Annotated in this window: 21 protein-coding genes and 1 riboswitch; of the genes, 5 read left to right on the top strand and 16 right to left on the bottom strand. The window is 67.6% G+C overall.

The genetic code is table 11. From position 1 onward, the window contains the following. Position 1 precedes the first annotated feature (1 nt). Both tesB and AC1ZV1_RS04190 read left to right on the top strand, forming a co-directional pair. Positions 2-871, top strand: a complete 870-nt coding sequence (tesB, locus tag AC1ZV1_RS04185) for an acyl-CoA thioesterase II (RefSeq protein ID WP_448679170.1) — start codon at positions 2-4, stop codon at positions 869-871. Continuing rightward, the gene (locus tag AC1ZV1_RS04190; RefSeq protein ID WP_484295635.1) at positions 868-1,467 is read left to right on the top strand and encodes an HAD family hydrolase; all 600 of its coding nucleotides are present in this window, start codon (positions 868-870) and stop codon (positions 1,465-1,467) included. The genes tesB and AC1ZV1_RS04190 overlap by 4 nt, the downstream gene beginning before the upstream one ends. A gap of 171 nt (positions 1,468-1,638) precedes the next feature. On the opposite strand, the gene AC1ZV1_RS04195 is transcribed toward AC1ZV1_RS04190, so the two are convergent. Both AC1ZV1_RS04195 and dxs read right to left on the bottom strand, forming a co-directional pair. Next, entirely contained in the window at positions 1,639-3,495 is a 1,857-nt protein-coding gene (locus AC1ZV1_RS04195; RefSeq protein ID WP_484295636.1) for a TonB-dependent receptor domain-containing protein, read from the bottom strand. Between the two features lie 106 nt (positions 3,496-3,601). After that, positions 3,602-3,778: riboswitch (cobalamin riboswitch) on the bottom strand. A gap of 41 nt (positions 3,779-3,819) precedes the next feature. Further along, a complete protein-coding gene (gene dxs, locus AC1ZV1_RS04200) occupies positions 3,820-5,730 on the bottom strand; it encodes a 1-deoxy-D-xylulose-5-phosphate synthase (RefSeq protein ID WP_484295637.1) in 1,911 nt (636 codons plus the stop codon). A gap of 254 nt (positions 5,731-5,984) precedes the next feature. Here dxs and AC1ZV1_RS04205 point away from each other — a divergent pair, with 254 nt between their 5' ends. Continuing rightward, positions 5,985-6,980 carry an Ldh family oxidoreductase gene (locus AC1ZV1_RS04205; protein ID WP_484297500.1) on the top strand — a complete coding sequence of 332 codons (996 nt, stop codon included), beginning with the start codon at positions 5,985-5,987 and terminating at the stop codon, positions 6,978-6,980. 162 nt (positions 6,981-7,142) lie between these two features. Here the strand turns inward: AC1ZV1_RS04205 and AC1ZV1_RS04210 are convergent, their stop codons facing one another. The 9 genes from AC1ZV1_RS04210 to AC1ZV1_RS04250 form a co-directional block, all read right to left on the bottom strand. Further along, entirely contained in the window at positions 7,143-8,720 is a 1,578-nt protein-coding gene (locus tag AC1ZV1_RS04210) for an aldehyde dehydrogenase (NADP(+)) (protein WP_484295638.1), read from the bottom strand. Between the two features lie 229 nt (positions 8,721-8,949). Next, a complete protein-coding gene (locus tag AC1ZV1_RS04215; RefSeq protein WP_484295639.1) occupies positions 8,950-9,867 on the bottom strand; it encodes a dihydrodipicolinate synthase family protein in 918 nt (305 codons plus the stop codon). A 107-nt stretch (positions 9,868-9,974) separates the two neighbouring features. Then, a complete protein-coding gene (locus tag AC1ZV1_RS04220) occupies positions 9,975-11,006 on the bottom strand; it encodes a trans-3-hydroxy-L-proline dehydratase (RefSeq protein ID WP_484295640.1) in 1,032 nt (343 codons plus the stop codon). Between the two features lie 158 nt (positions 11,007-11,164). Continuing rightward, complete coding sequence (locus tag AC1ZV1_RS04225) at positions 11,165-11,887, bottom strand: amino acid ABC transporter ATP-binding protein (RefSeq protein ID WP_484295641.1); 723 nt, start codon at positions 11,885-11,887, stop codon at positions 11,165-11,167. Further along, entirely contained in the window at positions 11,880-12,530 is a 651-nt protein-coding gene (locus AC1ZV1_RS04230; protein WP_484295642.1) for an amino acid ABC transporter permease, read from the bottom strand. Before AC1ZV1_RS04230 ends, AC1ZV1_RS04225 begins: the two co-directional genes overlap by 8 nt. An 11-nt stretch (positions 12,531-12,541) precedes the next feature. Continuing rightward, entirely contained in the window at positions 12,542-13,207 is a 666-nt protein-coding gene (locus tag AC1ZV1_RS04235; RefSeq protein ID WP_017521732.1) for an amino acid ABC transporter permease, read from the bottom strand. Continuing rightward, positions 13,207-14,925 carry a cis-3-hydroxy-L-proline dehydratase gene (gene lhpI, locus AC1ZV1_RS04240; protein WP_484295643.1) on the bottom strand — a complete coding sequence of 573 codons (1,719 nt, stop codon included), beginning with the start codon at positions 14,923-14,925 and terminating at the stop codon, positions 13,207-13,209. Before lhpI ends, AC1ZV1_RS04235 begins: the two co-directional genes overlap by 1 nt. Positions 14,926-14,995: 70 nt before the next feature. Continuing rightward, on the bottom strand, positions 14,996-15,802 hold the full coding sequence (locus AC1ZV1_RS04245) for an ABC transporter substrate-binding protein (protein ID WP_484295644.1): 807 nt from the start codon (positions 15,800-15,802) through the stop codon (positions 14,996-14,998). A 359-nt stretch (positions 15,803-16,161) separates the two neighbouring features. Next, positions 16,162-16,941, bottom strand: coding sequence for an AraC family transcriptional regulator (locus AC1ZV1_RS04250; RefSeq protein ID WP_484295645.1), 780 nt, complete (start codon positions 16,939-16,941; stop codon positions 16,162-16,164). 135 nt (positions 16,942-17,076) lie between these two features. Between AC1ZV1_RS04250 and AC1ZV1_RS04255 the strand changes: the two genes are divergently transcribed. Continuing rightward, on the top strand, positions 17,077-17,760 hold the full coding sequence (locus AC1ZV1_RS04255) for a helix-turn-helix transcriptional regulator (protein WP_484295646.1): 684 nt from the start codon (positions 17,077-17,079) through the stop codon (positions 17,758-17,760). Positions 17,761-17,848: 88 nt separating this feature from the next. Continuing rightward, positions 17,849-18,214 carry a VOC family protein gene (locus AC1ZV1_RS04260; protein ID WP_484295647.1) on the top strand — a complete coding sequence of 122 codons (366 nt, stop codon included), beginning with the start codon at positions 17,849-17,851 and terminating at the stop codon, positions 18,212-18,214. Between the two features lie 25 nt (positions 18,215-18,239). On the opposite strand, the gene AC1ZV1_RS04265 is transcribed toward AC1ZV1_RS04260, so the two are convergent. From AC1ZV1_RS04265 to AC1ZV1_RS04285, 5 genes are all read right to left on the bottom strand, one after another. After that, a complete protein-coding gene (locus tag AC1ZV1_RS04265; RefSeq protein ID WP_484295648.1) occupies positions 18,240-19,487 on the bottom strand; it encodes an FAD-dependent oxidoreductase in 1,248 nt (415 codons plus the stop codon). Beyond that, entirely contained in the window at positions 19,484-19,720 is a 237-nt protein-coding gene (locus tag AC1ZV1_RS04270) for a 2Fe-2S iron-sulfur cluster-binding protein (protein ID WP_484295649.1), read from the bottom strand. The genes AC1ZV1_RS04265 and AC1ZV1_RS04270 overlap by 4 nt, the downstream gene beginning before the upstream one ends. Continuing rightward, positions 19,713-20,825, bottom strand: a complete 1,113-nt coding sequence (locus AC1ZV1_RS04275) for an NAD(P)/FAD-dependent oxidoreductase (RefSeq protein WP_484295650.1) — start codon at positions 20,823-20,825, stop codon at positions 19,713-19,715. The genes AC1ZV1_RS04270 and AC1ZV1_RS04275 overlap by 8 nt, the downstream gene beginning before the upstream one ends. Beyond that, positions 20,822-21,766, bottom strand: a complete 945-nt coding sequence (locus tag AC1ZV1_RS04280; RefSeq protein WP_484295651.1) for a 4-hydroxyproline epimerase — start codon at positions 21,764-21,766, stop codon at positions 20,822-20,824. Before AC1ZV1_RS04280 ends, AC1ZV1_RS04275 begins: the two co-directional genes overlap by 4 nt. A gap of 364 nt (positions 21,767-22,130) precedes the next feature. Further along, positions 22,131-22,805 carry a GntR family transcriptional regulator gene (locus AC1ZV1_RS04285; protein WP_169942045.1) on the bottom strand — a complete coding sequence of 225 codons (675 nt, stop codon included), beginning with the start codon at positions 22,803-22,805 and terminating at the stop codon, positions 22,131-22,133. Position 22,806 lies beyond the last annotated feature (1 nt).

Genomic DNA, 22,806 nt, shown 5'->3' on the forward strand with positions numbered 1-22,806 from the left:
CATGACCCAGATCCTGGACAACCTGGTGGCTCTGCTGAGCCTGGAACAGATCGAAGAGAACCTGTTCCGCGGCATGAGCCAGGACCTCGGGTTCCGCCAGCTGTATGGCGGGCAGGTGCTCGGCCAGGCGCTGTCGGCGGCGAGCCAGACCGTGGAGCCGGAGCGCCATGTGCACTCAATGCACGGTTACTTCCTGCGCCCGGGCGATGCCAGCAAGCCGGTCGTCTATCAGGTCGACCGCGTGCGTGACGGCGGCACCTTCAGTACCCGCCGCGTCACCGCGATCCAGAAGGGCCAGCCGATCTTCGCCCTGAGCACCTCGTTCCAGACCGACGAGGAAGGCTTCGAGCACCAGATCAGCATGCCCGACGTGGTCGGCCCGGAGAACCTGCCGACCGACCAGGAGCTGAAAAAACGCAGTGCGGCGCAGTTCCCCGAGCGCATCCGCGACAAGCTGCTCTATCCCAAGCCCATCGAAATTCGCCCGGTGACCGAGAACGACCCGTACGATCCGGAGGTCGGCGAGCCGATCAAGTACCTGTGGCTGCGCGCCGATGGCAAGCTGCCGGACATCCCGGCGCTGCACAAGTACATCCTCGCCTACGCCTCGGACTTCGGCTTCCTCACCACCTCGCTGCTGCCCCACGGCCGCTCGGTGTGGCAGAAGGACATGCAGGTCGCCACCATCGACCATTCCGTGTGGTTCCACCGCGACCTGCGCGCGGACGAGTGGCTGCTCTACGCCATCGACAGTCCCTGGGCCGGCAATGGCCGCGGCTTCGTGCGCGGCAGCATCTTCAACCGTGACGGCCAACTGGTCGCGTCCTCGACCCAGGAAGGCCTGATCCGCCGCCGCGAGGACTGGGCATGACGCTGGACAGCATCCGCCACTGGGTGTTCGACATGGACGGCACCCTGACCCTGGCCGTGCACGATTTCCCGTCGATCAAGCGGGCCCTGGGGATTCCCCAGGAGCACGACATCCTCACCCACCTGGCTGCGCTGCCGGAGGACGAGGCGGCGGCCAAGCATGCCTGGCTGCTGGAGCACGAGCGCGAACTGGCGGTGGCTTCCACCGCCGCACCGGGTGCCGTTGAACTGGTGCGCGCGCTGCATGGCGCCGGCTATCGCCTGGGCATCCTCACCCGCAATGCCCACGAGCTGGCGCTGATCACGCTGGCGGCGATTGGTATCGGTGATTGCTTCCTGACCGAGGATGTTCTCGGCCGTGGCGAGGCCGATCCCAAGCCCAGCCCGGACGGCCTGCTGCGTCTCGCCGCGCGCTGGGACGTGGCGCCGCAGCGGATGCTGATGGTCGGCGACTACCGCTTCGACCTCTACTGCGCCCGCGCCGCGGGTGCGCACAGCGCGCTGGTGAACCTCACCGAGAACCCTTGGCCGGAGCTGACCGACTGGCACGCGCAGGACTGCGCGGAGCTCGGGCGGATGGCGGGGCTTCTGGGCTGAGTCCGCTGCCGTGCGGGTTCGCGAGCAAGCTCGCTCCTGCGACGAGCAGCGCGGTCTGTCGGTGTAATTCGAACCTGTAGGAGCGAGCTTGCTCGCGAATAGCCCGCGCACCGATGCTCCCTGTAGGAGCGCCCCATGGGCCGCTCCTACAGGGGAAATGCCGATGTGGCCTTACAGCTCCGGCGTCCAGGTCACCGCCAGCAGCGCGGTGCGGCCGGGTTCCTGGTAGGGGCGGGCTTCGCCGAAGTAGTCGGTGGGGCTGGTCGGGCGCAGGTAGTCGCCCAGGGTGTAGTCGCGGTCCAGGACGTTATCCAGCTTCAGGTCGACGCGAATCTCGCTGCTGGCCAGCCAACTGGTGCGCAGGTCGAGCACGCCGTAGCCGGACAGCTCGCGGGTGTTGGCCGCGTCGTCGTAGCGCTGGCTGACCGCGCGCCAGGTGCCACCGACGCCGAAGACGCCGAACTGGCGGTCGAGGTCCAGGCTCAGGGTACGGCGCGCGCGGTACGGCAGAGTATGGCCGGTGTCGCGGTCGCGCGGGTCGATCAGGCTCAGGCCGAGCGCGGCCTGCCAGCCGAGCACGTCGCGGGCGACGCTGGCCTCGAAGCCATCGATGCGCGCCTTGTTGATGTTCTCCGGCTGATTGCTGTTGCTGTCCCAGGCAATCATGTCGTCGATCTCGGTGCGGTACAGCGAGGCCTCCAGGTGCGTGCCTTCGATGTCGCCGCGCCATTGCAGCTCGTAGGTCTTCGAGGTCTCGGCCTTGAGGTCCGGGTTGCTCGCGCCGGGGTAGTAGAGGTCGCTGAAGGTCGGTGCGCGGAAGCCCTCGCCGTAGCTGGCGATCCAGGTCTGGTTGTCGCCCACCGGCAGGCTGAAGGCGGCGTTCCAGCTGTTCTGGCTGCCGTAGGCCTGGTTGTTGTCATGGCGGATGCCCAGCTCGGTGCCGAAACTGTCGCCCTTGAAACTGTGCTGGGCGAAGAAGGCACGGTTGCTGCGCTGGTCGTCGGCGAACGCGGTGGTGCCGTCGACCTGGTCTTCGTACCAGTCGGCGCCCAGGGCCAACTGGTTGGCGTCGTCCAGCTGCAGGCGGTTGATCCAGCTCGCCGAATGGCGGGTGGTTTCCAGCGTGCCGTTGTTCCAGCTGTCGGCAGCGCCCACGGCCTTGTTGCGGTCGAAGCTGCGACCCAGTTCCAGGCGGCTGTTCCAGATTTTCGTGATCTGGCCGTCGAGGTAGGCGCTGTAGCTGCTGACGCGAAATTCGTCGCGGGGCGAACCCGGCTCGAAATTGTAGGCGTCGTCGTATTCGTTCTTGCCGCGCTGGTCGTTGAGGTTCAGGCCGGCCTTCCAGTCCTCGCTGAAGCGATGGTCCAGGTTCAGGTGCACGGCCTTGTTGCGCTGGGCATCGTGGTCGTTGTCGGCGCCGACGTTGTCACTGGTGCGGTCCCAGCCCTGGCTTTCGTCGAGGCTGCCGCCGAGGTTGTAGCGGGTCTGCGCGTCACCGCCGGAGAGGTTCAGGCTGCGCTCGAAGGTGCCGTGGCTGCCGGCGGCCAGGCGCACTTCGGGGTGCAGGCCGGCTTCGCCGCGGCGGGTGAAGATCTGGATGACCCCGCCGATGGCGTCGGCGCCGTACAGGGCTGAGCGCGGGCCGCGGGTCACTTCGACGCGCTCGATGCTGTCGATGCTCAGGTAGTCCAGGCGGGCGATGCCGCTGCTGGCCGAGGCGATGCGCTGGCCGTCCACCAGGACCAGGGTCTGCGCGGTGCTGGCGCCACGCACGGAGTAGGAGACCACGCCGCCGGAGCTGCCCATCTGCACGCCGGGCACGCGGGCGAGCAGGGCGGGGACACTGCGCACCTGCAGGCGTTCGATGTCGGCGCGGGTGAACACGCTGTTGGCCGAGGTGGCCTCGGCGCGCGGCTGGGCCTGGCGGGCGGAAGTGATCACCTGGTCGGAGAGCGTGTAGATGTCGCCAGCGGCGAAGGCCATGCCGGGCAGCAGGCTGGTGGCCAGGGCGAGTCGGGTCAGTTTCATGGAGCGTCCTCAAAAGCGGTCGGATGACTTTCGAGGAGGGCGTGGCAAGGGCGGCAGGCCGCACTTGACGGTGCGGCCCTCCGCAACACCTGTCGGGGCGTGTCGAGGGCGGTCTCCGGGCTGCCGACGTCACATCGCCGCCTTCCCACATTCGTGCAGTGGCTCATGGCGATGCTGCACGCCCGCAGGGAGTGCGTCGGTTACCGTTGCGGGGGCAGCGCAGGTCTTTCACCTGCTTCCCGTTACCTCGAACGAAAACGGGCGCACCTTAGTCGGTGCGCCCGTTGCTGGCAATACTCCGGGGGAGGGATGCGCCGATCGGTCTCAGCGGTTGCCGAGGGCCTCCAGGCGCGCCTTCACCGAGGCTTCGATGCCGGCGGCGTCCAGGCCGCACTCCGCAAGCATCTGCGCAGGCTTGGCGTGCTCGACGTAGTAGTCCGGCAGGCCCAGGTGCAGGATCGGCTGCTGGAGGTTCTCGCGAGCGAGGAATTCGCTGACGGCGGCGCCGGCGCCACCCATCACCGAGTTCTCCTCGATGGTCACCAGCAACTCGTGGCTGGCGGCCAGCTGGCGCACCAGTGCCTCGTCCAGCGGCTTGACGAAGCGCATGTCGGCGACCGTGGCGTCGAACTGCTCGGCCACTTTCAGCGCTTCGGCCAGCTGCACGCCGAACACCAGGAAGGCGACCTTGCCGGCCGTGCCTTCACGGCGCACCACGCCCTTGCCGATCTCGACCGATTCCAGCGCTGCCTCGATGGGGGCGTTGGGGCCAGTGCCGCGCGGGTAGCGCACCGCCGCCGGGCCTTCGAAGTGATGGCCGGTGGTCAGCAGCTTGCGCAGTTCGTTCTCGTCGCTGGGCGTCATCACCAGCATGCCGGGGATGCAGCGCAGGTAGGAGAGGTCGAAGCTGCCGGCGTGGGTCGGGCCGTCTTCGCCCACCAGACCGGCGCGGTCGATGGCGAACAGCACGTCGAGGTTCTGCACCGCGACGTCGTGGATCAACTGGTCGTAGCCGCGCTGCAGGAAGGTGGAGTAGATCGCCACCACCGGCTTGGCGCCGTCACAGGCCATGCCGGCCGCCAGGGTCACGGCGTGCTGCTCGGCGATGGCGACGTCGAAGTAGCGGTCGGGGAACCTGTCGGCGAAGGCGACCAGGTCGGAGCCTTCCTTCATCGCCGGGGTTATACCGACCAGGCGCGGGTCCTGGGCAGCCATGTCGCACAGCCACTGGCCGAACACACTGGAGTACTTCGGCCCGCCGGCCTTCTTCGGCACGGCGTGGGCGGGGGCGCCTTCGGGTTCGAGCTTGGTGATGGCGTGGTAGCCGATCGGATCGATCTCGGCGGGGCCGAAGCCCTTGCCCTTCTTGGTCACCACGTGAAGGAACTGCGGGCCCTTGAGGTCACGCATGTTGCGCAGGGTGGCGATCAGGGTCGGCAGGTCGTGGCCGTCGATGGGGCCGATGTAGTTCCAGCCCAGTTCCTCGAAGAGCGTGCCGGGGACCAGCATGCCCTTGGCGTATTCCTCGGTGCGGCGGGCGATCTCCCAGGCGCCGGGCAGGCGCGAGAGCACTTTCTTGCTGCCTTCGCGCATGCTGCTGTAGGTGCGGCTGGAGAGGATCTTGGCCAGGTAGTTGGACAGGCCGCCGACATTGTTCGAGATCGACATGTCGTTGTCGTTGAGGATCACCAGCATGTCGGCCTTGACCTCCGACGCGTGGTTGAGCGCCTCGAAGGCCATGCCGGCAGTCAGTGCGCCGTCGCCGATCACCGCGACCGACTTGCGCCCGGAGCCCTGCATGCGTGCCGCGATGGCCATGCCGAGGGCGGCGCTGATGGAGGTGCTGGAGTGACCGACGCCGAAGGTGTCGTACTCGCTCTCCGAGCGGCGCGGGAAGGCGGCCAGGCCGTCCTTCTGGCGCAGGCTGCCCATGCGCTCGCGGCGACCGGTGAGGATCTTGTGCGGGTAGGCCTGGTGGCCCACATCCCACACCAGACGGTCATCCGGGGTGTCGAAGACGTAGTGCAGGGCGACTGTCAGTTCGATGACGCCCAGGCCCGCGCCGAAGTGGCCGCCGGTCTGGCCGACGCTGTACAGCAGGTACTGGCGCAGTTCGTCAGCGAGCGTCAGCAGCTCCGCTTCGCCCAGCCGGCGCAGCTCGACCGGCGTGCTGGCGCGGTCGAGCAGGGGCGTGGCAGGGCGCTCGCGGGGAATCTCGTGAAACGTCGTGGGCATCAGGCTGATCGTTATGAGAAGGCAAAGATGCGGAAGTTTACCCGAAGCTCCGGATTGGCCCAAGCAACGTGGGGCCAATCCTTCGGACGACCGGATGGTCGGGTTGGGGGCGCAGGGCTGTGCCGAAATCGTCGCCGCCACCGGCGATTGCGCGCAAGCGGTGCAGGGTGCGAGGCGCCATGGTAGACAGGATCACCGACCGGCGGCGGATTGCCGCAGCTTTTTCAGCACTCGAGGAGAATGGCGTGACCCGAATGAGCCTGGATGAATTGCGCGACTTGTCGGTGGCGATCCTGCGCCACAACGGCTTCAGTGAACCCCACGTGCAGGCGGTGACCGACACCGTGCTGGCCGGCGAGCGCGATGGCTGCACGTCCCACGGCGTGTGGCGGCTGCTGGGCTGCATTCACACCGTGCGTGCCGGCAAGGTCGTGCCCGATGCCGTGCCGGAGCTGTCCGAGCCTGCGCCCGCGCTGGTGCGCGTGGATGCCAAGGGCGGTTTCTCCCAGTGCGCGTTCGACCTCGGTCTGCCGACGCTGGCAGAGAAGGCCCGCAGCCAGGGCCTGGCCGCGTTGGCGATCAACCACTGCGTGCATTTCTCGGCGTTATGGGTGGAAATCGAACGGATCACCGCCCAGGGCCTGGTCGCGCTGGCAGTCACGCCGGCGCAGGCCTATGTGGCACCAGCCGGTGGAACCCGGCCATTGTTCGGGACCAACCCCATCGCCTTCGGTTGGCCGCGCGGTGAAAACGATCCATATGTCTTCGACTTCGCCACCACGGTGGTGGCGCGCGGGGAAATCCAGCTGCACGAGCGCGAGGGCAAGTCGATCCCGCTGGGCTGGGGCATCGACGCCCAGGGCAACCCCAGCACCGACCCGAGCGCCGTGCTCGACGGCGCCATGCTGACCTTCGGCGGGCACAAGGGCTCGGCGCTGGCGACCATGGTCGAGCTGATTGCCGGGCCGCTGATCGGCGACCTGACCAGTGCGGAGTCCTCGGTGTTCGACGAGGGGACGAAATCCTCGCCGCACCATGGCGAGCTGCTGATCGCGCTGGACCCGGCACGCTTCCTTGGCGCGGACGCCCCGCAGCACCTGGCGCGAGCGGAGACGCTGTTCGAATCCATCGTCGACATGGGCGCGCGGCTGCCGTCCCAGCGGCGCTTCGCGGCGCGCCGGCGCAGCCTCGTCGAGGGCGTGGAAATCAGCGATTCGCTGTATGCCGATCTGCGCAAGCTGCTGGAATGACACGAGCACACGCTGCTCGCGATCCCGCGGAGGGCGTGCTCCTACAGGTTTGCTCGGTGCCTGGGCTCAAGAATAAATGGGCATAAAAAAGCCCCGGCACAAGGCCGGGGCTGAGCATCGGCGCGGGACTGGCCGACAGTTCACTCCCGCGCCGACGAACTTTCAGCGAGTGACCGCGCCGCGCGTCGTCTCGCCATCCACCAGCCGCGCGATGCCCAGCGGGTTGGCGTCCTTCAGCGCATCAGGCAGCAGCGCGTCGGGGTAGTTCTGGTAGCACACCGGGCGCAGGAAGCGATCGATGGCCAGGCTGCCGACCGAGGTGCCGCGCGCATCCGAGGTTGCCGGATAGGGGCCGCCGTGGACCATCGCATCGCAGACCTCCACGCCGGTCGGGTAGCCGTTGATCAGCAGGCGCCCGGCCTTGCGCTCAAGCACCGGCACCAGCGCGGCGAAGCGTGACAGGTCCTCGGCTTCGGCGATCAGCGTGGCTGTGAGCTGGCCATGCAGGCCGTCCAGCGCGCGGCGCAGTTCGGCTTCATCGGCGACCTCGACGATGAGGGTGGTCGGGCCAAAGACTTCCTCCTGCAGCAGCTCCTCGCCTGCCAGCAGCAATTCGGCCTTGGCCTGGAACAGTTGCGGCAGCGCCTGGTTGCCCTCCTGCGCCTGGCCGGCGAGGTGTCGCACGGCGGGATGGGCGAGCAGACGGGCAATGCCTTTCTCGTAGCTCTTCAGGGTGCCGGCGTTGAGCATGGTCTGTGCTGGGCGCTGACCGATCTCGGTGATCAGGTTGGCGACGAACAGGCTGAACGCCGGCGAGGCGATGCCGATCACCAGGCCCGGATTGGTGCAGAACTGGCCGCAGCCCATGACCACGGAGTCCGCCAGCTCGCGGGCGACCCTCTCGCCACGCGCTTGCAGCGCGGTGGGCAACACCAGCACCGGGTTGATGCTGCTCATTTCGGCAAATACCGGAATCGGCTGCGGGCGCGCAGCGGCCAGGTCGCACAGCGCACGACCACCCTTGAGCGAGCCGGTGAAGCCGACTGCCTGGATTGCCGGGTGCTTCACCAGCGGTTCGCCGACGCCGGCGCCGTAGATCATGTTGAACACGCCGGCCGGCATGCCGGTGGCCTCGGCCGCGCGGGTGATGGCCTCGCCGACGAACTCGGCGGTGGCCATGTGGCCGCTGTGGGCCTTGACCACCACCGGGCAGCCGGCGGCCAGTGCGGCGGCGGTGTCGCCACCGGCGGTGGAGAAGGCCAGCGGGAAGTTGCTGGCACCGAACACGGCGACCGGGCCGACGCCGGTGCGGTACTGGCGCAGGTCCGGGCGTGGCAGCGGTTGGCGCTCGGGCAGCGCGCTGTCGATGCGCGCGCCGAGGAAGTCGCCACGGCGCAGGACCTTGGCGAACAGGCGCATTTGATTAGCAGTGCGGCCGCGTTCTCCCTGGATGCGCGCGGCAGGTAGCGCGGTTTCGCGGCAGACGGTGGCGATGAAGTCGTCGCCGAGGGCTTCCAGTTCAGTAGCGATGGCGTCGAGGAACTGCGCACGGCGTTCCGGTGACAGTGTGCTGTAGGCCGGAAAGGCGGCTTCGGCGGCGCGGGCGGCCGCGTCGACTTCGGCCTCGGTGGCCTGGAGGAATTCGCGGGGCAGGGCTTCGCCGGTGCTGGCGTCGAGACTCTGCAGACGGATGGTGCCGGCGCCGACGCGCTGGCCGGCGATGAAGTTCTGGGCGGTCATGAGATGGGTTCCATCGTCTCGGTGGGCTTTGTGCGGGAGCGAGAGCCCCTCTCCCTAACCCTCTCCCTGAAGGGAGAGGGAACTGGGCCGGCAGGATGCGTTGCCGCGTGCCTCTCCTGCTACCTATGCATCAGGAGAGCAGCGGAGCGTCATCTCGCTCGGATACTCCCTCTCCCTTCAGGGAGAGGGCGGGGGAGAGGGTTGTCCCGGACACTCGATACAACTCGAGTCAAAGCCCCACATCCGGCAGCTTCGGTCGGTTCGCCAGCGCCTTGGCCATGATCTTTTCCACGTGCTCGCGATCAGCGCCCTGCAGCGCCAGGCGCGGCGGACGGGTGAGGGCGGTGCCGCGGCCGGCGATCTCTTCGCAGAGCTTGATGCACTGCACCAGGTCCGGGCGGGCGTCGAGGTGAAGGATCGGCATCAGCCATTCGTAGATCGGCATGGCCTCTTCGTAGCGACCAGCCTTGCACAGGCGGAAGATGGTCTCGCCTTCCTGCGGGAAGACGTTGGACATGCCGGAGATCCAGCCCTCGGCGCCTACCGCGATGCTCTCCAGAACCACGTCGTCGAGGCCGGCGAAGAGGATGAAGCGGTCGCCCACTTCATTGCGCACGTCGATGAAGCGGCGGGTGTCGCCGGAGCTGTCCTTGAAGCAGACGATGTTCTCGCAGTCGGCCAGGGAGATGAGGATGTCCGGGGTGACGTCGTTCTTGTAGATCGGCGGGTTGTTGTAGACCATCACCGGCAGGTCGGTGCTGGTGGCCACGCTGCGGAAGTGCGCGGCAGTCTCGTGGGGCTTGGAGGAGTAGACCAGCGCGGGCATCACCATGATGCCGTCGACGCCGACCTTCTGCACCGCCTTGGCTACCTGGGAGGCGCCATGGCTGGTGAACTCGGCGATGCCGCAGATCACCGGTACGCGGCCGCCGGAGGCGTCCTTGGCGACTTCGGTGACGGCCATCTTTTCCTCAATGGACAGCGAGGTGTTCTCGCCGACGCTACCGCACACCACCAGACCCGAGACGCCGTCGCGCACCAGGTTGGAGATCACCGTGTGGGTGGCTTCCAGGTTGACCGAGAAATCGTCGTTGAACTGAGTGGTCACCGCGGGGAACACGCCACTCCAATTGACCTTCTTGCTCATGTTTGTCTCCACTTGTCGTATTTCGTATACGAAACGTCTGAAGGAAATCCCCCAGCATTTCGTCGTCGGGTGCCGCTACGCGGCGAATCAGGGTTGAAAGGGGGAAATCAGTAGCCGTTCGGCCAGGTGTCCGAGAGTCGATAGCCTTCGGGCCACGGATCGGACGGATCGAGCAGATGCTGGTGGGTACCGGTGATCCAGGCACGACCGGAAATGCACGGGTGGATCGCGGGTTTGCCGCCGACGCTGGTGAGGCCGTCGATGCGGCAGTGGAATCTGGAATCGATGATCGAATGGCCGACGAAGCGCTCGCCGTCCTTCAGCTGGCCCTTGGCATGCAGCACCGCCATGCGCGCCGAGCAGCCGGTGCCGCAGGGCGAGCGGTCGATCTTGCCGGGACGGATGACCACCGCGTTGCGGCCGTGCAGCACGCCGTCGACACGCTCGACCGGAGCGGTCAGCTGGCAGAAGGAGATATGCGCCCAGTCGTGGTTTTCCGGGTGCTTGAAGCCCAGCTGCTGGTTCGCCGCCCGAGTGATCTTCAGGCCGGTGGCGACCAGGTCGGCAGCCTCCGAGGCGTGCAGGGTGAAGCCGAGGGCGTGGGCGTCGGCGAGCACGAAGCTGTCGCCGCCATAGGCGGTATCCACCTGCAGCGAGCCCAGGCCTTCCACTTCGATCCAGGCGTCGAGCTGGTCGGCGAAGGAGGGCAGGTTGCGCACTTCCACGCGCTGTACCTTGCCGTCCTTGCAGTCGGCCACGACTTCGATCAGACCGCCGGGGGCTTCCAGGGTCAGGCGCGTCTGCGGCTCCTGCATCGGCAGGATGCCGCTGTCGAGCAGCACGGTGCTGACGCACAGCGAGTTGGAGCCGGACATGGGCGGCACGTCGGCGGGCTCCATGATGATCCAGGCCATCTGCGCGCGTGGGTCCTTCGGCGGCACCAACAGGTTCACGTGGCGGAACACGCCGCCGCGCGGCTCGTTGAGGACGAAGTTGCGCAGTACGTTGTCGCTGGCGATGAAGCGCGACTGCGCCCACACGGTGTCGCCCGGCGGCGGGGCGACGCCGCCGACGATGACGTCGCCGACCTCGCCTTCGGCGTGGCAGCTGACCACATGGATGATCTTGCTCGAACGCATGTCTGTCTCCTGGTTCCGTGCCCGGTCGCCCTCTCCCCAGCCCTCTCCCTGAAGGGAGAGTGGGCAGGCTGTGCCGGCTGATGCCTTGGTTTCTTCCTGCTCCGCTCAGTCCCCTCTCCCGCTTGCGGGACAGGGTTAGGGAGAGGGGCTCTTGTCTGTCAGTTCACCGAGCGGAGGAATTCCGCCGTCTCCGCCCGCTGCGGGTTGACGATCACCTGGTCCGGCGTGCCGATCTCGTGCACCAGCCCGTCGCGGAAGAACGCCACGCGGTCGGATACGTCGCGGGCGAAGCGGATCTCGTGGGTCACCAGGACCATGGTCATGCCTTCTTCGGCGAGCAGGCGCATGGTGTCGAGCACCTCGCCCACCAGTTGCGGGTCGAGCGCCGAGGTGGCCTCGTCGAACAGCATGTAGTCCGGCGACATGGCCAGCGCGCGGGCAATCGCCATGCGCTGCTGCTGCCCGCCGGAGAGCTTCTGCGGGAACACCTTGAGCTTGTCGCCCAGGCCCACGTGCTTGAGCTGCTTCACCGCCATCGCCTCGGCGTCCTCCTTGGACAGGCCGAGCACCTTGCGCGGGGCGAGCATGACGTTTTCCAGCACGGTGAGATGCGGGAAGGCGTTCCACTGCTGGAAGACGATGCCGATCTTCTGCCGCAGCTTGTTCAGGTCGGTGGTCTTGGCGTGGACCTCGATGCCGTCGACGCGGATCTTGCCGCGCTGGATCGGCTCCAGGCCGTTGATGCACATCAGCAGGGTGGACTTGCCCGACCCCGAGCCGCCGATGATCGAGACCACTTCGCCTTTCTTCACGGTCAGGCTGACGCCCTTGACCACTTCCAGATCGCCGTAGGCTTTGTGCACGTTGTCGATTTCAATCATTTTCCTGCCACCTTTGTTCCAGCCGGGCACCGAGGCGCGCCACGACCCAACTCATGAGGTAATAGATGACCCCGGCGATGCACAGCACCAGCAGGGGTTCCTGGATGCGCGTCACGATGGTCTGCGAGGCGCGGAGCAGTTCGACGATGCCGATCCACATGACCAGCGCGGTGTCCTTCATCACCCCCAGCACCAGGTTCAGCCAGCCGGGGAAGGCCACGCGCGCGGCCAGCGGCAGCACGATGTAGCGCAGGTCCTGCCAGTAGGTCAGGCCCAGCGAGCGGCTCGCCCGGCGGATGTTCGGGCCGACGGCGAGAATGCCGCTGCGGATGATCTCGGTGCAGAACGCCGCCGCGTAAACGCCCAGCACCAGGCAGCCGACGGTGAAGGCGCTCCAGTTCAGGCCGACGATGCTTTTCAGCGAGTTGAACAGCACGAACTGGATCAGCAGCGGCACGCTGCGGAAGATGTCGAGGAACCAGCCGACCGGCATCGTGGCCCGTGGCAGGGCAGCGCGCAGCCAGCCCAGCACGATGCCGGCGAGGGTACCGATGAGCATGGCGCCGACGGTCAGCTTGACGGTGACCCAGGCCCCTTGCAGCAGGAACATCAGGTCGCCTGCGGTGAAGCTCGTGGAAAACATGCGCGCTTCTCCTAGTAGCGGAACAGCCGCCAGCTCAACAGGCGGGCGACCGCCACGATGACCTTGGCGATGAGGTAATAGAGCACCGCGGCCAGGGCGAAGTACTCGAAGGTGCGGAAGGTGCGCACGTTGAAGTCCTGGGTCACGCCGGTGAGGTCGTTGTTCAGGCCCACCACCACGCCCAGCGAGGTCATCAGCACCGCCCAGACCATCTGGTTCGTCAGCGGGTAATAGACGATGCGCAACAGCTGCGGAACGATGATCATCCGGTACGCCTGGAAGGCGCTCATGCCCAGCGAGCGTGCGGCACGCATCTGGGTGTCCGGCACGGCCTTGAGGCCGCCACGGAAGTTCTCCGCGAGGTAGCCGGCGTTGTTGAAGGTGATTCCCGCCAGCAGCGCCACCCAGGAGCTGACGTGCAGGCCGAAGGAGCCCAGGCCGAAGTAGAGGATGTAGATCTGGAACAGCGACGGGGTGTTGCGTGCGATGGATACCCAGGTGTCGGCGAAACCCTTGAGCAGCGGGTTCTTCATCTGCCGCATGACGGTCAGCAGCAGGGCGATGAGCACGCCCAGGATCATCGACAGCGCAGCCGTCTCCAGGGTCACCCAGGCGCCGCCGAGCATGTCCGGCAGGGCCTTGAAGGCGGAGCGCCAGTGGAAGCTGTAGTTGAACATCAGCGCACCCCCTCGCTCAGCCAGCGCGGCACGCCACTGTCGCCTCGACCGCTGCAGGCCGCCTCGACGCACGCGGCAAGGCTGCCGAAATGCACCTGGCGCCCGGCCAGGCCCGGACCGTAGTGGGCGTATTTCGCCGAGTTGGTCATCAGCGTGGTGCAGGCTGGCGGGATCACCGGCTCGCCGATCATGCACCAGCAGGTGTCGTTCAGCAGTTGCGCGCCGAAGTCTTCCAGCACCTGCACGTCACCGGCGGCGCGGGCCTTTTCCTGCACGGCGCGGCCGAGGGTGATGACCAGCGCGACGCCCGGATGCTTGCGGCGCCCGGCGACCCGCTTCGCCAGCTCGGCGCATTCGCTGGCGGAGAAGTGCGGATTGCCCAGGGACACCAGTTGCACGTTGGGTTCTGTCGCGTGGTCCAGCTCGCGCCAGGAGGCGATGAGGTCCGCCGGGGTGACGCGCAGGTGTTGCAGCGGCGACTGGCCGCCCAGGGCGGTGGCGACGTCCGGCGCTTCCGGGGTGATGCCGGCGATGTGGAACATCGGTGCGGCGGAGGTGGTGGCGAAGGCCGCGCCGAAGGCTTTCAGCGCGTCGCTGTCCGGGGCCAGCGGCTGCAGGCCGTCGACCACCGGGATGCGTGAGCCGCACAGCTCGCCGATGTGGTAGCCGAGCAGCGGGAAGATCGATTCGTCGTGTTCGACCGGCAGCTCGACATCGATCCGCAACGTCGCCAGCCGGCCTTCGTCGCGGTGGCTGCCGACGTTCGGCGCGCGGCCGGTGAGGGCGATGCAGATGTCGAGGTAATCCGGGTATTTCAGGGTCCGCGCGCCGAGCACGCTGTTGGCGTACACCACGGCGTTGGACTCGGCCCAGACCACCTGCTCGCCCAGGCCCGGTTTGCTGTCCAGCAGGTAGGGCGCGCAGGTGTAGCTCATCTGCGCGCCCATCGCCATGTAGGCGTCGCCCAGCGCAGCGGCGGGTTCGCCGAAGGCCTTGTCGACGCCCAGCTCGCGCCAGCGGCGATGGTCCACGGAGATGGAATTGAGGGTGGTCGGCACCTTCACCTTGCCGCCCCAGTCCGCCAACTGGCGGGCGAAGCGCAGGCTCGCGGGGCCGGTATAAATGCAGCCGTCGATGTGCGCCTGGGCGACATCGAGCAGATCCTTCGCGCCTTGTAGCGCCGCCATGCGCAGGACGATCTGCATGGCGGCCTGGGCGGCCTTGCCGTGCTGGCCGTCGAGCAACTCGTGGTCGCCAGCAGTCAGCGCCAGGCCTTCCGGCAGCGGGCCGGCGTCGCTGGCCATCACGCCCTGCCAGCCATCGGCAGGGCGCTCGGCGGTGAGTGTTACCTGACCGTCTTCGATACGGGCCCAGCCGCCCGCGGACAACTGCTCGAAACCCTCGCGCCCCAGGCACAACACCGGGATGGAGCGGCCGAACAACGCCTGCGCCACCAACACACCGAGGGTAAGGATCTCGTCCGGCTCGGCCAGCAGCAGGGCTGCTGGCGCGTGGCCGTTGAGCAGTATTTCCAGCATCACGCTGCTGCCGGTACAGGAGCCGCGTCCGCTGGGAATCGCCAGCACCCGGCCGGGCAGGAAGCTGCCCGACAGCGGATGGTGGCGGTCGATGACCTCGCCCGTGAAAGGCTCGACGCCTCCCCAGAAGCTCAGCCCGGTGTCGGCATGGAGTAGCGCCCCTTCGGCGCTACCCCCCATCAGGACCCGCCCTGTCAGGCGTGACTCCTGCACCCTTGAAGCCTGCATCGAAGACATGTCGCACCCGCTGTCAGTAGTATACGTGGGGAACGGTGAGATCGACCGGGGTGCCGCCGACCCACTTCTCGTACAGCTCGGCGTAGCGGCCGGTGCGGACCTGCTGGTTGACGAAGAGGTTGAGGTAGTGGATCAGGCCGTACTCGTTGCGCGCGGCGGCCAGCGACACGTAGTCGATGACGTAGGGCGCGTTACCCACGACCTTCAGGCCCTTGTACTTGCCGGACTTGAGGGTGGAGGCGGCGACGGTGTTGGTGACCACGGTGGCGTCGATGTGGCCCTGGGCGACGGCGAGGATGGTGTCGTTCTGGCTCTGGTAGGCGCGGAAGCTGCCCTTGCCGGCCCACTTCTTCACGTCCTTCTCCAGGGCGATGGCTTCGTAGGTGCCGCTGGTGTTGCCCACCGGGCGGTCCTTGAGGTCGTCGTATTTCGTGATGCCGGTGTCCTCGCGGGTCAGAACGACCATCTGGAAGGCGAAGTAGGGGATGGTCATGGCGACCGTCTTGGCGCGCTCCAGGGTGTCGGAGGTGGAGGCGACGATCACGTCGGCGCGGCCGGAAACCAGCGCAGGGATACGGTCCGGGAAAGGCGTCTCGACGACTTCGGCAGTCACACCCAGCACCTTTGCCAGGTCGTTGCAGTAATCCACGTCGAAACCGACCGGGTTGTTCTGCGCATCGCGCGAACCCATGGGCGGGAAGTCCAGGGTCACGGCGCAGCGCAGCTTGCCGGATTCGATGATGTCATCGAGCTTGTCGGCCTGGGCTTGGCCGACGAGAAACACAGCGGTGAGGGCTAGGGCAATTCGGGTGAATTTCATGGGGGCCTCTCTGAGTCAGTGTTGTGCAGCGATTTTTGTATTATGGATTTCGTATACGATATTTCTTAGAGCAAGGCATGTGCCAGAAACCACTCGAGCGTGACCCATGGGTCGCAAGGCCCGGTGTTCGGGGGATTGGCTGCTGGAGGCCTTCCCAATCAACTGTAGGCGGGTTCTGGGCGCTGTTACCAAATGAAGCAGGAGGGCGTTTCGCTGCCCCTTATGGGAGCACTCGGTGGGATTCTGCGGGTCGGGGTGGAAAAGCGTGCGCGAGCAAGCTCGCTCCTACGACGAGCGCTGGTGTGAACCTGTAGGAGCGAGCTTGCTCGCGAACCGCCCAGGTACGGACGCGGGGCCCGTCAGCTGGAAGCGGATTGCGACTCGCGATACTGCGTCGGCGACAGCCCGGTGAGCGCGCGGAACTGCCGGCTGAAGGCGCTGTGGTCGGTGTAGCCGCAGCGCAGGGCGATCTCGGTGATCGGCAGGTCTTCGCCGAGCAGGCGAGTGGCCGCGCCCAGACGTGCCTTGTGAATCATCTGCCGGGGCGTGAGCTGGAAGATGCGCTTGCAGTGGCGTTCCAGCTGGGCGACGGACAGCCCGGCCAGTTCGGTCAGCTCGCCAAGGTTGATCGGCTTGTCGAAGTGCTCGCGGATGTAGGCGTCCACCGCCGCGAGGCGCTGATAGGCCGGGTGCGTGGACTGCGCCGCCTGCAGGTCGCTGGAAATCCCTGCCATGCCGATCACCACACCGCTGGCATCGCGCAGTGCGAGCTTGTGGGTCAGGCACCAGCCGGGCTGGCGGCCGGGGTAGAGGTGCAGCTCCAACTGGTCGCTGAGCTGGCCGCCGGTGTCCAGTACGCGTCGATCCTGCTCGGTGTAGATCGGGCCGAAGCGCGAGGGAAACACGTCTTCGGCGGTGCGTCCGAGCAACTCGCGGGCATCCTTCATGCCGCAGCGACGCGCCAGGGTCTGGTTGACCAGCACGTAGCGCGCCGCGGTGTCCTTGATGAAGAACACCACGCCGGGCATGGCATCGAGCAGCGGGGCGATCTGCCGGAAAGTCTGCAGCAGGCTGTCCAGGTCGCGGGCGCCCTGGGGGATCAGGTCGTGCATCGGGAAGCGGGTCGGCTGTCGGAACATCGCGAGGATACGGGGCAATCAGGTTGTGGGAAAGGGCGTCGCTGCAGCCGGAGCGGGAGCGGACGACATCGCGGTTGTCGGCGGGCCGTCGGCGTGCTGGACTAGCCGGCCGACATCAGCCATCGAGTTTTCACCATGTCCCGAGCCCAGCGGCTGCTCGACCTGCTGCAGATACTGCGGCGCCACCGTCGTCCGGTGTCGGGGCGGCAATTGGCCGATGAGCTGGGCATCAGCCTGCGCACGCTGTACCGCGACATCGCCACCCTGCAGCAGCAGGGCGCCCATATCGAGGGTGAGGCGGGCGTCGGTTACGTGCTGCGTCCCGGCTTCGAACTGCCGCCACTGATGTTCTCGCTGGAGGAAATCGAGGCGCTGGTGCTGGGCATGCGCTGGGTGAGCCGGCATGGCGACCAGGGTCTGGTAGCGGCCGCGCGGGACGTGCTGGCGAAGGTCGGCTCGGTGCTGCCGGCCAACCTGCGCCTGGAGCTGGAGAGCAACGCGTTGCTGGTGGGCAGCCGGCCCCTCGAACGAGTGACGGACGAGTTGCTGGGTCAGGTGCGAGACAGCATCCGCCGGCAGGGCAAGCTGCGGTTCGCCTATCGGGATGCCAGTGGCCGGTTCACCGAACGGGTGGTCTGGCCGTTCGGCCTGGGCTACTTCGAACAGGTTCGCGTGGTGATGGCCTGGTGCGAGCTGCGCCAGGACCTGCGGCACTTCCGGCTCGACCGCATGGAGCAGGTCAGCAGCCTGGCGGAGCGCTACCCGCGCCAGGCGTTGCTCAAGGACTGGTACGCGCAGCACGACATCCCCGCGCAGTGAATCACTGCTGCCGGAAACTGACTCGGGTACGCCATAGCCTGCGATGGCCGGCACCGAAGCCGGTTCATTCAACAGGAAGGAGTTTTCCATGGTCAGCCCGAACATGATCATTTTCTACGTCGACGATGCCCAGCGCAGCGCCGGTTTCTACGCGGAGCTGCTGCAGCGCGACCCGGTGGAAAACGGGGCGACCTTCGCCCTGTTCGTTTTCGACAATGGCCTGAAGTTCGGCCTCTGGACGCGCACTGGCGTGCAGCCGGGCACCGAGGCACAAGCCGGTGGCAGCGAATTGGGTATGCCCGTGCAGAGCCACGCCGAGGTACTGCGCCTGCACCGCGACTGGCAGCAGCACGGCGTCGAGATCATCCAGCCGCCAACCCAGATGGACTTCGGCTACACCTTCACCGCACTCGATCCGGATGGTCATCGCCTGCGCGTCTTCTGCTTGAGCTGAGCCTTCCCTGCCATCGCGGGTCCCTTCAGTCGTCGGCGAGCTGCAGCAGGGTTTCCACCCGCGCCGGGCTGAAGGGCGGGCGCGGCGCCGGCGGTTGCCAGCCGAACAGCTGCTTCGCCGCCGCGCCGCACACGCGGCCCTGGCAGGCGCCCATGCCGCAGCGGCTGGCGAGCTTGGCGGCGGTCCAGTCCGGTTTGCCGGCCAGTGCTGCGTAGGGCACGTCTTCGCAGCGGCAGACGAGGGTGTCCGGCTGTGCCAGTTGGTTCAGTCGCGGATCGAGGGCGAAGTCGCGCTTCAGGGCGCCGGCGAAGCCCTGCCAGCGCTGGCGCTGCGACCAGAACTCGCGCGCGCGCTCGTGTTCACCGACAGCGGCGAGACCGGCGATGCGACCTTCCACCAGGGCTTTTTCCGAGCCGCCGAAGCCGGTGCATTCGCCCGCTGCATAGACACCGTCACGACTGCTCGCCTGCCAGGCATCGACACGGATTGCACCGTCGTCCATTGCGCAGCCCAGCGCCTGGCCGAGCTGCACATTGGGGATCAGGCCGAAGCCGCAGGCCAGGCGATCGCAGGCGATTTCCTTCAGCTTGCCGCCCTGGTTGATACGTACGCCTTCCAGGTGATCGCTACCCAGCGCGGCGACCACATGGCTGTCGGCACGGTAGGCCGGGTCGTACAGACCGAAGGACTGCAACAGCTTGTGCGGCCAGCGCGGCAGCTTCATGGCGAAACGCGCTAGCGCGGGCCACGAGGCCTGTTCGGCGATGCGCAGGATATTCGCGCCGTTGGCGCGGGCCGTGGCGGCGCTGGCGAGCAGCAGCGGGCCGCTGCCGGCGATCACCACGCGTTGTCCATCCACCGGCATGCCGCCCTTGACCAGGGCCTGCAGGCCGCCCGCGCCGGTGACGCCGGGCAGCGTCCAGCCGGGGAAGGGCAGCAGCAGCTCGCGGGCGCCGGTGCAGAGGATCAGCTTGCGGTAATCCAGGCGCCAGCCGCGTTCGGCGTCTTCCAGCAGCAGGCCGCGTTCGCCGGCCAGGGCGACCACGCGGGTGCCGTTGTGAATCGTGATAGTGGCGCAGGCGGTGGCTTGTTCGCGCAGTTCGAGGGCGGCATTCGGCAGGTGCGCGTTGGGGCCGTCGCGCCAGATCTGCCCGCCAGGCAGCGGGTTGTCGTCGAGGATGACGATGCTCGCGCCGCTGGGCGCGGCAGCGAGGGCGGCGGACAGCCCGGCCGGACCCGCGCCGATGATGACGATGTCGGCTGCAGCGCTCATGGACGGGTCTCCACCTGCATGCCGTCGCGGCACAGGGTCTGGCAGGCCAGGCGGCGCTGGCCGTCGATGTTCACCCGGCATTCCTGGCAGACGCCCATGCCGCACAGCGGCGCGCGGCGCTCGCCGCTGACCGAGGTGCGCGTGGTGCCGTCGCCGCCCAGGGCGAGCGCGGCAGCGACCGTGGTGCCGGCGGCGACCCGCAGCGGGCGACCGTCGAGGATCAGCTCAGGCATGGGCATTGGCTCCGAGGAAGCGGCGCGGGGAGTAGGGGGCGGCCGGTAGCGGCAGCGGCTCATCGCACAGCTGCGCGGCGAGCAGGTCGGCGGTGCCGGGCGCGGTGGTCACGCCCAGGCCTTCGTGGCCGACCGCCAGCCACAGGCCAGGGCGTTGCGGGTGTTCACCCACCAGCGGCATGCCGTCCGGGCTGGCCGCGCGGAAGCCAGCCCAGCTGCGGATCACGTTGAGGTTGGCGAGCCCCGGCATGTAGTCCACGGCGCGGCGCAGCATCTTCGCCAGCATCCAGCCTTCCACCTGCGGATCGGTGGTGCCGAACTGCCGCGAGGCGCCGATGAACAACTGGCCGGTGGGGCGCGGCTGGATGTTGCAGGCCACCGACGGGCCGCTGGGGTTGTGCGCGCTGGTCACGTAGCCCAGCTCGACCAGGGTGCGGCGCACCTTGCCGGGATAGCGGTCGGTGATCAGCAGGTGGCCCTTCTTCGGCTCGATGGGCAGGCCGGGACACAGCTCGCCGGCCTGGATGCCGTTGGCCAGCACCACGGCCTTGGCGCTCAGCCACTGGCCGTTGTCGAGACGCACGCGGGGTTCGTCGATCTCCACCACCCTGGCCTGGCGCTGGCGGATCGGCTTGAGTGCCGACACCAGCAGCCAGGCGGCGGCGCGCGGCGCGTAGAGAATGCCGTCGCCGGTGATCTCCAGCCCGCCGTGCAGGTCGCCGCGCAACTCGGGCTCTTCCTGCTGCAACTCGGTGCTGTTCAGCAGTCTGGCGGCGACGCCATGCTCGCGCAGGACGGCGAACTTGCGTTCGGCTTCGGCCATCTCTTCGTCATTGGCGGCCAGCCACATCGTGCCGTTGCTGCGGTAGGCGCACTCGGCGGGCATGTCGTGGCCCCACTCGCGCCAGCGCTGCAGCGAGTAGTTGCTCAGCGCCAGTTCGGCGGCATTGTCGTCGAGCACCAGCAGGTGGCCCATGCCGACGGCGGTGGCGCCGGGCAGGCGCGCGTCCAGCACCAGCACGTCCAGCCCGCGGCGGGCGAGGGCGTGGGCGCAGGCGGCACCGACGATGCCGGCGCCGATGACGATGATGTCTGCGTCGCTCACGAACGGATGCCCCAGGCGAACGGGTCGTCCTCTTCCAGCAACAGGGTAGCTTCGGCACTGATGTGGGCGCGGCCGCGGATGGTCGGGATGATGCGCCCTTCGGACGGTTCGCCGAGCCACTCGAAGCGGCCCTCGAACTGGCTGCCGATCACGCTGGCCTGGCGCCAGGCGGCGCCGGCGGCGAGCTTGCCGTCGGCGGCCAGGCACGCCAGCTTGGCGCTGGTACCGGTGCCGCAGGGCGAGCGGTCGTAGGCCTTGCCGGGGCAGAGCACGTAGTTGCGGCTGTCCGCGTCGGGATCGTCGGCGAACAGTTCGATGTGGTCGATCAGCCCGCCGTCCTCGCCACGGATGCCCTGGTCTTCCAGCGCCTTCTGCACGGCGACGGTATAGGCGGTCAGCTCGTCGAGGTTGTCGCCGGCGACGCGCAGGCCGTGATCGGCAATCAGGAAGAACCAGTTGCCACCCCAGGCAATGTCGCCGTGCACCAGCCCATGGCCCGGCACTTGCACCGGCACCTGCTTGCGGTAGCGGTAGGCGGGGACGTTGCGCACGCTGACCGAGCGGTCGTCGTGCAGGGTCGCTTCGACAGTGCCCACCGGCGTTTCGATCGTGTGCGTGCCGGGGCCGATGCGCCCCAGGTGCGCCAGCGAGACCACCAGGCCGATGGTGCCGTGGCCGCACATGCCCAGGTAGCCGGTGTTGTTGAAGAAGATCACCCCGGCACAGGCACTCGGGTCGACCGGCTCGCAGAGCAGCGCGCCGACCAGCACATCGCTACCGCGCGGCTCCAGCACGGTCGCGGCGCGCCAGCTGTCGTGCTCCCCGGCCAGTAGCGCGCGGCGTTCGGCCATGCTGCCGTTGCCCAGATCGGGGAAGCCTTCGAGCACCAGGCGAGTGGGTTCGCCGCCGGTGTGGGAATCGAGAACCTGGATGCGTTTCATGCTGCCCCCTGAGGTGGTCTTGTGATTGACCCTAGGGTGGCGCGGAGCGGGAATTGGAGCTTGAGGGTTTTCCGCCGGGCCGATGATGAAATCGGCACAGCGGGGTGGGGTCTGTGGATGCTTTGGCGCGAGCCGCGTTGCTGCGCCAAATCGCGTCAGGCTAAACGCGGGACGACGGCAATGGCCGCCCCTTGTCTAGTCCCGCAACGACGCCTGGCGCGATTTGCCGTGCAAGCCAAACGGATGGCTCTGTATTTTGCGCAACGCTTCACTCCACTCTGGCGGCACTGACTTCCTTTAACCCCTACCCTGCGCAAAATGCAGTGCCGTCGCGGCCGTGACAAAGTATCAACAGACCCCAAGCTCAACTCGGTGTCGGCCGATTCGGCAGGTGCTCGTAGAGCGTGCGGCAAACGCCGTTGATGTGCTCTTCCAGCAGGCGCGCCGCCAGTTCGCCATCGCCGGCGCGGCAGGCGTCGAGGATGTCGTGGTGTTCGTGGTCGGCGCGTTCCTTGCCGGAGGACAGGCTCATCTGCATGCGCAGGTAGCGCTCCAGCTTGTCGTGGATCGAGCGGATCAGGCCGACCAGGTAGGGACGCTGCGCCGGCTCATAGAGGCAGGCATGCAGTTCCCAGTTCAGTTCCGCCCAGCGGCCGACATCGTCCTCGCCGACGAACTCGGCACAGATGCGCTCGGCGCGCGCGAACGTCTCGGCGGTCATGTTGGGTACTGCGAGGCGGATCGCCTGGGCTTCTAGGACGACACGCACCTCGAACATCTGCGCCAGTTCCGGCTCGGAAATCTTCGTCACCAGCGCGCCCTTGTTGCGCTGGAACTCCACCAGACCCTCGGCCTCCAGGCGCTTGAGCGCCTCGCGCACGGGGATCTTGCTGACGTTGAAGATCTGCGCGATGTCGTCCTGGCGGATCGGCTCGTGTTCCGCCATTTGGCCGGAGATGATCGCCTCGCGCAGATGCTTGGCGATGGTCTCCGAGGCGGAGGGAACGATTCCCAGGTTGGGGGCGTTGCGTAGCGGCACG

It is taken from the genome of Pseudomonas sp. BB438, from assembly GCF_057180225.1.